This window comes from Arthrobacter sp. Leaf141 (assembly GCF_001424565.1).
In the GTDB taxonomy this organism is placed as follows: domain Bacteria; phylum Actinomycetota; class Actinomycetes; order Actinomycetales; family Micrococcaceae; genus Arthrobacter.
Genome location: NZ_LMOL01000016.1, coordinates 349,355 through 362,481, shown reverse-complemented (window position 1 = coordinate 362,481; position 13,127 = coordinate 349,355). Strand labels below are relative to the sequence as shown.

General features: G+C 60.5%; 12 protein-coding genes. 5 read left to right on the top strand and 7 right to left on the bottom strand.

Going from position 1 to position 13,127, the window contains the following annotated elements; translation table 11 throughout:
- Window positions 1–136: 136 nt before the first annotated feature.
- On the bottom strand, window positions 137–1,051 hold the full coding sequence (locus tag ASF72_RS13395; RefSeq protein WP_056599640.1) for an SDR family NAD(P)-dependent oxidoreductase: 915 nt from the start codon (window positions 1,049–1,051) through the stop codon (window positions 137–139).
- Window positions 1,052–1,328: 277 nt separating this feature from the next.
- On the opposite strand from ASF72_RS13395, the gene ASF72_RS13390 reads away from it, so the two are divergent.
- Window positions 1,329–1,760 (top strand): MarR family winged helix-turn-helix transcriptional regulator, encoded by a 432-nt coding sequence (locus ASF72_RS13390; protein ID WP_056599637.1) that lies wholly within the window; start codon window positions 1,329–1,331, stop codon window positions 1,758–1,760.
- Between the two features lie 310 nt (window positions 1,761–2,070).
- On the opposite strand, the gene ASF72_RS13385 is transcribed toward ASF72_RS13390, so the two are convergent.
- The 4 genes from ASF72_RS13385 to ASF72_RS13370 all read right to left on the bottom strand — a co-directional run bounded on the left by ASF72_RS13385 (window position 2,071) and on the right by ASF72_RS13370 (window position 6,623).
- A complete protein-coding gene (locus tag ASF72_RS13385) occupies window positions 2,071–3,294 on the bottom strand; it encodes an alkaline phosphatase family protein (RefSeq protein ID WP_056599635.1) in 1,224 nt (407 codons plus the stop codon).
- Window positions 3,276–4,187, bottom strand: a complete 912-nt coding sequence (locus tag ASF72_RS13380; protein WP_056599632.1) for a LysR family transcriptional regulator — start codon at window positions 4,185–4,187, stop codon at window positions 3,276–3,278. The genes ASF72_RS13385 and ASF72_RS13380 overlap by 19 nt, the downstream gene beginning before the upstream one ends.
- Window positions 4,187–5,704 carry a cation:dicarboxylate symporter family transporter gene (locus ASF72_RS13375; protein ID WP_082484260.1) on the bottom strand — a complete coding sequence of 506 codons (1,518 nt, stop codon included), beginning with the start codon at window positions 5,702–5,704 and terminating at the stop codon, window positions 4,187–4,189. Before ASF72_RS13375 ends, ASF72_RS13380 begins: the two co-directional genes overlap by 1 nt.
- Before the next feature lie 409 nt (window positions 5,705–6,113).
- The gene (locus ASF72_RS13370; protein WP_056599626.1) at window positions 6,114–6,623 is read right to left on the bottom strand and encodes a CGNR zinc finger domain-containing protein; all 510 of its coding nucleotides are present in this window, start codon (window positions 6,621–6,623) and stop codon (window positions 6,114–6,116) included.
- 87 nt (window positions 6,624–6,710) lie between these two features.
- On the opposite strand from ASF72_RS13370, the gene ASF72_RS13365 reads away from it, so the two are divergent.
- Complete coding sequence (locus ASF72_RS13365; RefSeq protein WP_056599623.1) at window positions 6,711–7,571, top strand: alpha/beta fold hydrolase; 861 nt, start codon at window positions 6,711–6,713, stop codon at window positions 7,569–7,571.
- An 888-nt stretch (window positions 7,572–8,459) separates the two neighbouring features.
- Here ASF72_RS13365 and ASF72_RS20085 read toward each other — a convergent pair.
- Complete coding sequence (locus ASF72_RS20085) at window positions 8,460–8,666, bottom strand: hypothetical protein (protein ID WP_082484258.1); 207 nt, start codon at window positions 8,664–8,666, stop codon at window positions 8,460–8,462.
- Window positions 8,667–8,822: 156 nt separating this feature from the next.
- Window positions 8,823–9,803, bottom strand: a complete 981-nt coding sequence (locus ASF72_RS13355) for a LacI family DNA-binding transcriptional regulator (RefSeq protein ID WP_056599618.1) — start codon at window positions 9,801–9,803, stop codon at window positions 8,823–8,825.
- A 304-nt stretch (window positions 9,804–10,107) separates the two neighbouring features.
- Between ASF72_RS13355 and ASF72_RS13350 the strand changes: the two genes are divergently transcribed.
- The 3 genes from ASF72_RS13350 (at window position 10,108) to ASF72_RS13340 (ending at window position 13,087) form a co-directional block, all read left to right on the top strand.
- Window positions 10,108–11,283: a sugar ABC transporter substrate-binding protein gene (locus tag ASF72_RS13350; RefSeq protein WP_056599615.1), complete on the top strand. Its 1,176-nt coding sequence runs from the start codon at window positions 10,108–10,110 to the stop codon at window positions 11,281–11,283.
- Between the two features lie 140 nt (window positions 11,284–11,423).
- Window positions 11,424–12,230, top strand: a complete 807-nt coding sequence (locus ASF72_RS13345) for a carbohydrate ABC transporter permease (RefSeq protein WP_200933653.1) — start codon at window positions 11,424–11,426, stop codon at window positions 12,228–12,230.
- Window positions 12,227–13,087: a carbohydrate ABC transporter permease gene (locus tag ASF72_RS13340; RefSeq protein ID WP_082484255.1), complete on the top strand. Its 861-nt coding sequence runs from the start codon at window positions 12,227–12,229 to the stop codon at window positions 13,085–13,087. Before ASF72_RS13345 ends, ASF72_RS13340 begins: the two co-directional genes overlap by 4 nt.
- Window positions 13,088–13,127: the final 40 nt, after the last annotated feature.

Below are 13,127 nucleotides of genomic sequence, written 5' to 3'. Positions count from 1 at the left end.
CCCCCCGTACCCGTTTACGCTGCCTGGACCAAAAAAGACCCGCCCGCAAGACTGCACGACATCATCACCCTCCTCACAGCCCTCTACCGCTGACCAGGGTAAGAATCGTGGGCAGCCCCGCGGAAGACGTGCTAGATCACGTCTCGGAGATGATCGGGTTCCCTAGCAGCTCTTCGGCTTCTGACCAGACTCTTCGGCCGAGAGCAGGACTGAGGCTCGTCGACACCGGCGTCGTTAGGGTTGGCGTGCCGGTGACTCCCGTGCGTGGTCCGAAGTAGGCGTTGGCAGGGATCTCGGGGGTAGTCATCGCGGCAATCGCCGGTTGCGCAGCCTCTTCTTTGCCGTGCACGATCCTTGCGAATGCCGGAGCCGCGATGGTGGCGAGTGTGCGTACGAGTGTGGAGCGTTGATGCATAGGGGGCCGGTCTGGCGTCAAGGCGTCGATGGCTGAGCCTGGGTGGCTGACCACCGATCTCACACTGGAACCAGTCCTGGTTAGACGTCGGTCGAGTTCGAATCCGATGATTTCTGCTGCGTGCTTTGACATTGCGTAGGCGGCGCGGGGGTGGTACGCCGAAGGAGCGAGCCACCCGTCCGCGTCAAAAGGAATCTTCTTCGTGAGAAAACTGCCGGTGCTGATTATCCTCGCTGCAGGAGCCTGCTCGAGCGCGGGAAAGCTCAGTCTCAGAAACTCAAGATGCGCGAGGACGTTCACGCCGACCGTGGACTCCACTCCGAAAGGGCCCTCAGTGAAGGTGGGGTGGGCGGCTATGACTCCGGCATTCATTACGAGACCGTGCACAGGCGGACCGTCGCCGATGCTCGATCCGGCTGAGCGAACTGATTCGAGGTCTGCGAGATTCAATATCAGGTGGCGGTGGCGCGCGGATTCCGGGAGAAGCGCGATAGCACTCTGCGCCTTTTCCGCGGACCGGGCTGCCACAATGATCTGCGCACCGAGGCGTGCGAGTCCTTCCGCAATGAAGAAACCGATGCCGCTCGCGGCGCCGGTGACGATGATGGACTGTCCATCGAGTTGTGCTCTATGCATAGCGAGCTTTCTATTCAGGTGCGTAGGCACGTGGTTGGTTGTAGCCGACGTGTGAACAGTAGTGAGCTGATAAACGGCTCAGTGCCAGGCATTGCGTTGACCGCGGCAGGGATCGGAATCCTTTGGCCACGCCCGCTCCACACCACAATCACTGCCCGAGCAGGGGCTATCACCCATAAAGGCGTGTCTTCCGCTTCAATTCGCTCACCATTCCTTCAAGTCTTGAAGTTAATCTAACAGGAACTTCGAGTGTTGTAGTAACAGGTAGAGTGAGGGTGTGGAAAACGACCGCGCAAAGAATATGTCGGACGCCCTATTCGCTGTCTATGACGTGGTCGCGCGCACCAACGATGCCCTCGAGCCGGTCCTACGCAAGTTTGGAATCACTGCAGCCACGGCCCATCTGCTCTGGGTGATCGACCCAGATTCGCCACCACCGTCAATGAGTGCAGCCGCCGAACGGACACACTGCACCCCACAGAACGTGACGTTCCTGTGTCACCAACTCGAGACAAAAGGCCTCGTCACACGCAAACCATCTCCCACCGACCTTCGACAGCGAGTCATTGAGCTCACCTCGGATGGCCGCGCAGCTCGCATGGCGATCGCTAAGCTCGCCTCCACCGGCTCGCCCCTCGCCAACCTACAGAGCTCGGATCTTAAAACGATCATTGAACTCCTGAGCGGCCAAACTCCCCCAACCCACTGAGACCCATGGTCATCAACCGGGGTCTCGGCCGACATGCCGACCAAGGCCGGTCTGACGCGCCATGCCGGAAGCAGCTGAGATGGTAGCCCGCCCCGCACATGAGGAAGGCCGGACGACATCCCTCGGCCGGGTGCCATTGAACGGCTGGCCGGCTTTCTTCGCCTAGGGCCGGCAACGCCCCCACCCACCGCGGCCAGGGAGTTTCCAGCCGCCTGGCTGGACTTGTCGTCCTAGGCTTCGCCACCTGCTGCCATGCGCGCAAGGACCCTACGGAGGGACTTGGGCGGGTGGTTCACGTCGGGGTAGTCGTTCAGGCGTGGTTGAGAACGAGGTCGTGGATGTCTCGGCTCCGGAGGATTCCTGCCTGGTATTTGGCAGTTAGCGGGCCGTTAACGGGGTGACTGAGGATCAACGGGACCAGTTGCTCATACCGTCCACCGTGGGAGCGGAGGGCGCCATGCAGTTGGGTGAGATCGTGAGCGCTGGCGGTTCGGCCAAGTGCGGTGTCGGCCGCGGCGGTAACGGCCAGGTCGCCGATCCGGTCGATGGGATGTTCGTAGATGGTGGCTGACGATTCACGGTCCCAGATCTCTTCGATGCCGGTCAATGCACCAAGGACTTCCCGGGCGCGATCCCGGTGTTCCGGGGCCAGGTAGATCCAGGCGAATGAACCCAGGGCGCCGTGGTGCTTGGTGTAGGGATCGGTGATGGGCAGGACGATTTCCTCGATCGGGATGCCCGCTTCCTGCAGGACGTCTTCGAGGTAGTGGACTTTTGCTTCGCCGTTGGCGTCGTGCTTGCTGTTCATTCCGTGGTCTGCGGTCACTGCCACGCGGCAGCCCGCGTCGAGATATTGGCCGAGCAGGGCGTCGAACTCGGTGAAGAACAAGTCCGCGAGTTCGTCTCCGGGGGCAGAGGCGTGCTGGACCCTGTCGGTCAGCGACACGTAGATGAGTTTCAGTTCGGGAGTGTGTGCGATCGCTGCCAGGCCGATCTGCATTGCGTAGTGACTGGCGAGCGGGTCATAGACACCCGGTGCGGGCGACCCGACCAAGGCCTCGACGTCATCGATGCCGTAGACGGGAATCGAAGCGCCGGCAGCGCGTTCGACGCTGACGCTCGGGACGCCGCCATTGCCCAACAGCAGTCGCAGCTTGTCCTTGGTGGTCACCATCAGGGTGGGTATGCCGGCGGCTTCGAATGCGGAGTGGATGCTGGGTGCGCGGAGGAATCGTGGGTCGTTGAGGAGTTCCAGGGTGCCGTCGGGCAGGCGGCAGTAGTTGCCAGGGATTCCATGGATGGCCGGCGATACCCCGGTGACGATGGAAATGTTATTGGGGTTGGTAAGGCTGGGCATCTCTGAAGCGCCGAGGGCGAAGGAACCACCCGAGGTGAGCATCCCGGCCAGGCGTGGCATGATCTCACGGTTGAGAGCATCGTGGAAGTACCGGGGGTCCCCTCCGTCAACGGTGATGACGACGACGGGTGTTTCCGGAACGGTGTAGGTTCGGTCGTTTACGGTGATGGTGGACATGCTGTCGCTTTCTCTTTTATGCGTTCGAAGAACAGTTCTTCGATCAAGGTGGGTGGCCTGTCAGCGCGCCGGATCAGTGATACCGGGCGCACCGGAAGGGGTTCATTGAATCTGATTTCGGCCACGGCGCCGACCTGCAGGGCATGCTCGGCTACCGCCCGGGGCAGACAGGTAAGGCCAAGTCCGTGAGCTACGGCGCTGAGGATGGCGCTGGTGCTGGCTATGGTGCTGGTCTGGACGCCGGGTATGTTCCATCGTTCCATCAGTGCAAGTTGATAGCTTCGGGTGGTGGATCCCTCTTCCCGGAGCAGGACCCTGACACCCCTGAGGCTTTTTGTTTCGGCATCTTGATTCGCCAAGGGATGGGAACGGGACACGATGACCACGTTTTCTTCGTTGGCAACGTGGAGGACTTCCAGCGACGGGTGCTCTGCGGGTCCGGCGATCATTGCCAGGGGCAATTCGCCCGAAACCACCTGCTGGACCGTCCGCAACGAACTTTGGATCGTCATCAGCAGTTCAATGCCCTGGTAGCTGCCCAGGAAGGCGCCAAGTGCCGCCGGCAGTACTGTGTGCGCGGCGGTCCCTGTGCCCCCGATCGACAACGTTCCCGTAATGGGGGCGAGCTTCAACCGAGCTACCTGGTCGGTTGCTTCTTCGGCAAGGCTGATGATGGACCGCGCGTAGTGGAGCATCGTCCAGCCGGCTTCGGTAAGCCGCAGGCTGCGGCCGCTCCGGTCTATCAGAACGGCGCCAATTTCATTTTCGAGGTGCTGAAGACTGGAAGAGACACTCGACTGGGCCAGCCCCAAGGTGCGGGCGGCGGCAGAAATGCTGCCGTGATCCGTAATGGTTACGAGCGTCCGCAGACGTTCAAGGCTGAACCGTCCCATCAAGCATCTTGGCTGACGCGGATGGGCTTCTCCGCGGCGGCGGCGTCGCCAAGCCCTGATCCGTCCTGGGTTGCATCACTGGTGGCAAGTTCTCCGGGCCGGCCGCCGGACATGATGGCGTTTACGGCTACGGGAGTGATCTCGCCCTGCCAGCGGGCGATGACCAGGCCTGCCACTGCGTTGCCCAAGGAGTTCACCACGGCTCGGCACTCTGACATGAAGCGGTCAATGCCGAACACCAGCATGGCCCCGCCAACCGGAATCAGACCCGAGGAGGAGACGGTGGCGGACAACATTACGAAGCCGCCTCCGGTGGCGCCTGCAGTGCCCTTGGATGAGAGCAGCATTACGCCCAGCAGCAGCATTTGCTGACCAAGGCTCAGATTGATGCCCAATGACTGGGCGATGAAAACGGTAGTCAATGAAAGGTAGATCGAGGTGCCGTCAAGATTGAACGAGTAACCGGCACTGACGGTGATTCCCGCAGTTCCCTTGCTGACGCCAGCATTCTCCAGTTTCCGGACGATGCCCGGGATGGCTACTTCGGAGGATGACGCGCCCAGAGCGAGGAGAACCTCTTCACGGAAGTAACGAAGCGTCCGCAACGGGTTCAGGCCAGTCATCAGCAGAACTCCACCCAGTATCACAACGATAAACACCGCTGACGTTGCGTAAAACGTGAGGATCAGCTTCAGGAGGGCAGTGATCATGGCTGCCCCATGCGCTCCAACGGTGTAGGCCATGGCGCCGAAGACGCCGATGGGAGCCGCGTAGGTGACAAACCGGACGATGGTAAACAGAACTTCACTGAGCCGCTCGACTCCGTATGCCACCGGTTTGGCTCGCGGTCCCAAAACAACCAGGGCGGCACCAAAGAGCACCGCGAACAGAAGGATCTGCAGGATGGCACCAGTCGCAAAGCTTTCGACTATATTTCCCGGCACGACCTGGAGGATGTAATCGGTCCATTGCATCCCCTCAGCAGCTTCAATTTTGCTGGATGCAGCGTCAGTGACTTCCAGCGCAGACTGGCCGACGGCCAGCCCGTCGCCGGGGCGCACCAAGTTGACGGCCAACAGCCCAAGGAGCATCGCGATGGTCGTGACAACTTCGAAGTAGATGAGGGAGCGCAACGCGACGCCGCCAAGTTTGCGGAGGTTGGACACCGCGGCGATTCCGGTGACCACCATGCAGAAGACGATGGGTCCCAGGAGCATCGTTATCAATGCGATAAACGCATCTCCGAGCGGCTCCAGGGAAGCACCAAAGCTCGGCGCCAGGAAGCCGACGGTAACTCCGGCAGCCATGCCCAACAGTACCCAGACGTATAACTGGCGGAACCATGACGTGCGGACCGCTGCCGGATTTCTCTTCACTAAACGCATCTCTACCCCTCTCATCGCTTGCCGGAGTTGATCTCCACTCAGAATGATCGGCGCGCTGAAACAGCAGGGGTGAACGGGTGCATGCCACCGCCACCAACGGCAGATGAACAAGAGATAACGAGCCGATGGCATCCATCGACGCAACCGATACACTCGAAAACCCTCAACTGGAGAAGAATTACAGTTCTTTGAGGGTTTCGAATAGCGCTCCTGTCTCGGTTACCCAGCGAAGGCGCCCATCTCCGAGAGCATCAGATTCACCGTCGGCGGGTGCGGACCCGGCAAAAGCGGGAAGGCGCCTGGCATGACCCAAATTAGGACTATCGCGGCCTGGCCTAAGCGCACTCATCTGAAGGGGCAGCTATGCCGTCCTCCCCCGTAAGCGAGGGCATTGCCCTGGCAAAGATCCTGGGGGTCGACCTCCCCCTGGCCGTGAGCTGCTGCACTTAAGAGAACTCATCCAGCTTCTTGGCGAGACGGCCCAAGCTATGCATCACCAGCGTGTCCACGGCTAGACGGAAGACAGTGCACACGACCGGGGTCAGGACTGGGCGGTTGCTCCGCGCTTGCGGTTTGCGTGCGCTCGGGCTTTCATCCTGTTGCCGCAGGTGGCCATCGAGCACCACTTGGCGGTACCGGGGCGACTGCGGTCGATAAGGAAAAGGTTGCAATCGTCGTTGGCGCAGGCGCGTAGACGGCCAGGAGCTTCCTCGAGCACGCGAGACCACGCGATCGCGGCCCGGGCGGAGATCATCTTGTCTGGGTGCGTCCTGAGCTCCCAGTTCAGTCCCTGCTGCGTGACTTTCGGGATGAGGACTGTCTCGTAGAGAGCTAGTGAGAGGTGCTGCGGCGCGTCATCGCGGCCGCGGATTGCATCGTGGAGACAGCCACGCATTTTCCAGATCTGCGTGCGCTCGGCCGCGGAGCCGGTGCCGCCGAATCGGGCGCTGAACTTTTCGCCCGTCGCGCCGGCCAGTGTATCCGTCGGGGTGCCCTCGATGATCGGGGCGCTGTTGAGCAGAGCCAGCAGTAGATCCTCGTCCTGGACCATCGGATACTCCTTCGACGTTAGGGGTGACTTTACCGGTTCATGCTATCGTCCTGGTAACCAGTAAAACAAACTTTAGGGGTTATCGACATGATTACAGTCCACCACCGCACCGTTTCCGTCAATGGTCTTGAGGTCTTCTATCGTGAAGCCGGCCCGGAGGCCGCTCCTGTACTGCTCCTCCTTCACGGGTACCCGACAAGCTCACACATGTTCCGTCACCTCATCCCGGCCCTGGCGGACAAGTACCGGGTGATTGCCCCCGACCATATCGGCTTCGGCCGGTCCTCGGCGCCGTCCGTCAACGACTTCAATTACACTTTCGCGGCACTCACTGAAGTGACGATCGCTTTCCTCGATGCAATCGGAGTTGAGAAGTACACCGTCTACGCGCAGGACTACGGCGCCCCGATCGCGTGGCGGCTGGCCTTGGCGAACCCGGCAGCCGTCGAGGGCGTCATCTCGCAGAATGGCAATGCCTACGAAGAAGGCTTCGTGCCAGAATTCTGGGCGCCAATCTGGGCTTACCATGCCGACCCGTCCGAGGAGAACGAGCAGGCCCTGCGTCCTGCCCTCGGCCGCGAAGCCATCGAATGGCAGTACAAGCACGGCGTACCCGATCCGACAACAATCGACCCGGACGCCTGGGAACACGACATTACGCTGCTCAACCGACCGGGCATCGATAGGGCGCAGCTGGCGCTTTTCGGCGACTACCAAACAAACCGGGACCTCTACCCGTCCGTCCACGAGTGGCTTCGCAACTCCAAAGTGCCCGTCCTTGCCCTTTGGGGCGAGAACGATGAGATCTTTGGGCCAGCCGGTGCTAAGGCATTCCTCCACGATGCTCCCCACGCACGCATTGAACTGATCGACGGCGGGCACTTCCTCCTCGAGTCCAACATCGAAGATGCTGTACGCATCATCCAGGAATGGCGGGCCAGCTTCTAGAAGTCACCTTCTGGACGGGGTGAAGCAACCGGCAACTTTGCGTCACCCCGTCCATACGATATGCACGAAGAACCCGAACCGGCGACCGGTATACCATCCTCTTGCGGACTGCGCTGCGCCTTCGTGAACCCAGCACTTAGCTCTGAATACGACCAAGATCAAGCGTTGAACCTGGAGAGAGTCCCCTATCTAGTGGCCTATGCCCATGCCCATGGCATATCTGGGCACAGACCGCCATGCCGCGGCCGAAGCGTTGCTGGTCTGCAAGAATCCTGCGGCCAGAGAACTCTCCGCCGCCTGGGAGCAAAATCATGAAGTACACGACGGCGGCGCATCCGGGGAGATCCCTTATACCGGGCAGCCCTCCCCCACCCTGAAACAGTCGTACTAATACGCGAGCTGATCCACGCTATCCTCAGCACCGACAAACGAACACTCGGAGCCTGCTAGAGCCCAAACCGGCAGCAGTTTTGGACTCCTCCAATGGAAAATTCAGCGCTGCAGTATCTTCCTGAGATCCACCTACGCACCACTCCCCCGGTCGGGCTTCAGCCTCCCGGCGGAGATCGCGGGCCTTGTCCGGTCCACGGCATGCCGGCTATGAGCACTGCGGTGGTTGCCAGGGCGGCGCGTACCGTGCTCGCCGCGGTCCACAGCGTTGTTGGTAAGCCGGCCAGAAGCTGACCCATCTTGTTCGAGCCTGCGGTTCAGGGGAAGCCCTAACTCCCAACGAGAGGATCGTGCTGGCCAAGGAACCGGCTAGGGTCAGACCCTGAGGCCCCCGCGCCAATCCCTGGCCAGGGGCGGTCGTCATGTTTTTCATGAAAACTTCTCTGGAGCCTTACGGCGCGCTCCACTCACTTAAGAGTGTTCCTGGGCCCCGGCTGTTCACCGTCGTTTGGTCAGTGCGCGCCATCGTGGTTGTTCGGTGACGACGACCACGAGACAGAGCGCGGTGACGCTGACCGCTATCCACGACGGCCAGTCAGCGAGCCGCTCTCCGTCAGCGAAAGGTAATTGGACGCCTGCCTCCGCGGCCAGTTCAACGATCATTTCCGGGCGCAGTCCTCCGTCGAGGTGGTCGTGGAGAGTGATTTGGGCAGCGACCTGAGGGTCTCATTTGATATGGGGCGGTGCGGGTGCGCGGCTGGGTAGCCGATGGCGGGGATCCTTCATTGAACGGGCGGATGGGCAGGCTCAAAAAGGCGCATCTGACATTCAACGTTTGGGCAGGCACGGTTTGTGCGGGGTTCAGATTCTGGACGATTTGCGAACAATGAGCGCGAAGTCGAAGATCTCCTTGACGAGGGGCTCCTCAGGGTTTCCGTCGACAAGGAGACCGATGGCTCTCTCGGCAATGGATTGAGTGGGTTGCCGGATTGTGGACAGCGGTGGAACTGAATAGGCGGATGCCTCTGTTCCGTCGACGCTGATCACTGCCAGCTGGTTGGGCACCTTAAGGCCGAGGGAGTAGGCAGCGAAAAGCACGCCGTGGGCTTGTTCATCAGTGGTTGCGTAGATGGCCCTCGGCGCGTCCTGGGCCTGAAGCCACTCCATGGTGACCTCGGCAGCCCCCGCCCTGGATATGGGCGAAGCACGTCGGGAAACGACGATAGGTGTTCCTGCGACGGCCCGGGAAAAACCAGAAGAATGCTGCCTTGTACCTACAGAGTCGACGGGCGCGTTGAGCAGCCCGATACTGTCGTAGCCTTCGTCGACCAGGTGGCGCGTGGCAACATAGGCGGCCTGCTCATAGTCGATCGTCAGCGACGACGCACGCTGTCCCGATGACAGCGGGTGAAGAGCCACCACAGGAAGATTCGCGGCGTGGGCCGGCGTGAGATTTGGTTCGTCCAGAAGCGAAACAAGGATGAGAGAGTCAACCTGCCGCTCGATGAAACTTTCGAGGAGGCGATGCTCTTGGTTCTGGATCGTTGCCGAGTCGCCGATTAGGAGCAGATGATCCCTGTTGGCTGCAGCCACTTCAAGTGCTCGGGCGAGTTCTGCGAAGAACGGATTGGCGATGTCCGGAACGATCAGTCCGATGGACCTGGTCTTTCCAGCGCTGAGCGCACGTGCCAATGCGTTGGGTTTATAGTCAAGTTCTTTGGCCGCCCTGAGAACGCGTTCCCGGGCGGCCGCTGAAACAGCGCGGGGTCCGTTGTTGAACACGTAACTCACAACGGCGTTGGATGTCCCGGCCAGTTTGGCAACGTCCCTGGCTGTCGGCACCGTCTTCTCCTTGTTAGCGATTACAAGCGATTCATCTAACCGCCTAGATTCGTATCATACTGTGAATTCGGCCCTCGACCCTTGAATGGGAAAACTCTTGTCAAAGCTATGCGCCACGAGTAGTCTAACCGGTTAGATGCTCAAGTTGCATCCTTCTCATCTTTAGAAAGGGCTTCCCGTGAAGCGAACAACCTTGGCAGCGACGTCGCTGCTTGCAGCCGGAGCGATATTCCTCGCCGGGTGCTCCGCCAGTGGACCCAGTTCGAATCCGTCGCAGGGGAGCGACGGTTCAGGCGCAGGTACAGTGAATTTCCTGGGTCCTGAAGACGCTGCGACGTTCGCTCCAGTGATCAAGGCGTTCGAAGCCAAGAACCCGGACATCACGGTCAAGTATTCCCAAGTACCGTTCGACCAGCTCAACTCCACGCTCCAGCAGAGGTTGGGAGCCAAGGACGACACCATTGATGTCTACACGGTGGACCAGCCCCGCTTGTCCCAGTTGGCGGCCCAGGGATTTTTGGAGGACCTGAGCAGCCTGAAGGACCAAACCGAAGCTGCCGTCCCCGAGGCTCAGTATTCCGTAAACCTGTATCAGGACAAGATGTGGGCGCTCCCTGTTTGGAATTCAACCCAGTTGCTGTTCTTTAACAAGACCGCTCTTGACGCTGCGGGGGTCACATACCCGTCGGCTGATCCTTCGGAGCGCAGGACCTGGGAACAGATTGCGACCGACGCGAAGGCTGTCCAAGCGGCTGGCACACAGTATGGGCTCTTGCTTGAGCAGGTTGAGGCCTACTATCAGCTGCAGCCCTTGGCAGAATCCGCCGGTGGCGGTTCAGGCATCACCGGGAAGGACAACCTGACCGTCGATGTCACCAACCCTGGCTGGGAAAAGGCCATGAAGTGGTACTCGGACACCTTCGCCTCCGGGCTTTCCCCCCGGGGTGTCGGAGGTTTCCAGACCAGCCCACTCTTCTCATCCGGAAAAGTGGCGTACTTCGTGGGCGGTCCCTGGGATGTTGGCGCGTTCTCCAAGGCAGACGTCAATTGGGGCGTCGCGCCCATGCCCTACTTTGAGGGCGGCAGTAAAGCCACACCAACGGGCTCGTGGTCCTGGGGCATCAACCCTGCCTCCAAGAACAAAGCCGCAGCCAAGAAATTCCTTGAGTTCGCGTCCCTGGACACAGCTGGCAACCTGGCAACAACCGAAGCCACCACCATCATCCCGGCCAACAGCGCTGCAACCGAACAGTACCTTCCCAAACTCGAAGCCCTCGGCGGAGACCATGCGAAGGGTCTGGCAAAACTCATTGCCAACGAAAACACTGAGACTGCAAAAGCCCGTCCGGTAACCGTTGGCTACATCCAGTTCGAGGAAATTATGGGCAAGGCCTTCGCGGACATCCGCAACGGCAGCCCGGTGGATGAACGGCTCAAGCAAGCCGCCCAGCAGCTTACCGACGCTTGGAAGCAGCTCTGACAATGTCCCCCTCCCAACTGAGAGATCGTCCCCCAACCGCGGAAGGGCAGGCCCCCACAGGGCGGCCTGCCCGCCGCCGGCGGCCCCCGTCAACCATCGTCGTCGCCTTCGCGTTCCTCGCCCCAGCTCTTATCAGTCTCGTGGTCCTGCGCATCGCGCCCGCGGCCGTGGCGCTCTCGGAGAGCCTCTTCCGGGAAAGCTTCCTCCGCGGGGGAACCGTGTTCGTCGGTCTTGAGAACTACGCCGATCTCTTTGGAAACGCAGACTTCAACAATGCACTGCTCGTCACCCTGGTCTTCTCAGCGATCGTCAATCCCTTGCAGATTGGCGTCTCATTCCTCCTGGCCGTCCTCTATACGCGGCGCGCTGCTGGGTCCAAGATCTGGCGCTCACTTGTCGTGCTGCCGATCGCCGTGCCGCCGGCGGTTTCAGCCGTTGTCTGGAGCGTCATCTACCGCCCCGATGGCCTGGGGAACTCCTTCCTGGCACTACTCGGTTTGCCGGAACAACCGTTCCTCTCGTCCCCGCAGCAGTCTCTTGCCTCCATCATGGTGTTGCTGAGCTGGATCGGCGTCGGTTACTGGATGCTCTTCCTCATTGCCGGCATCAATGATGTTCCCACCGAGCTGTACGAGGCTGCGTCCATCGACGGCGCCTCAGCCTGGCGGAAGCTGTGGTCTGTGACCTTCCCTCTGGTGAGGCGTCCGTTGGCCTTCGTTCTGGTAGCGGACACCGTCTCGAATTTTCTGATCTTCGCCCCCGTCCAAATCCTCACCAAAGGCGGCCCGTCAGGTTCCACGAACCTACTCATGTATGACATCTATACCCGTGCCTACACCTTGGGTGACCTCAACAAGGCCCAAGCGGAAGTGATCATTCTCGTGCTACTCACCCTCGTCGTCGTCGCCGTGCAATTCCGGCTTCTCCGGAGCTCTGATAACGCATGAGCAGCGTGACCAGAACCAGCATCTCCAAACGCCGGACACTGGGCTACATCGGGCTAAGCGCTCTTGGCGCCTGCATCGGACTCTTGTTCCTGCTGCCGCTGTGGTGGACGTTCGTGAACTCTCTACGAGCAGGAGGTGATACCTTCCGGTTTCTGGACCCGTTGCAATGGGAGACTTTCTTCACGCTGACGCCCAGCCTGGACAACTACGCCGCGCTGCTCAGTAGCGACCTTGGTCTCGCCACATGGAACTCGATTTTCGTCAGCACCGTCACCGTGATCATCGGGCTTGCGATCTGCTCCATGGCAGCCTTCGCCCTCGCCGCCATCCCCTTTAAAGGATCAGGCGTCGTGTTCATTGTTGTTGTAGTCAGTTTCCTGATCCCTTTCGACGCCATCGCCATTCCCTTGGCCGACCTCTTCCGGGACTGGAACCTCCAAAACACATACACAGGCCTGATCCTCCCCGGGCTGGGCAACGGAATGGCCATTTTCCTGCTGCGGACCTTCTTCCTGGCTATCCCCCAAGACCTCGTAGAAGCAGGACGCCTCGACGGGCTGGGCTGGTGGGGGATCTTCCGCCGGATCTACCTACCGCTCTCAGTCCCATCACTCATCGGAGCCGGACTCACTCTCTTCCTGTTCCAATGGCAGTCCTACGTATGGCCGCTCCTGAACGGCACCGACGCCCAGCACATCCTCGGCCCTATCGCCCTTTCAAACCTGCAAGGCCAGTTCAACGTTGACTACGGCGTCATGTTCGCCGGATCGATCGTGCTGACCGTCATCCCGCTGGCCATCATCATCGGATTCCAGCGTTACTTCATCCAATCCGTCACCACTACCGGACTGAAATAGACATTCGCACACCGGTGGGCGTGGCACCGCCATGCCCACA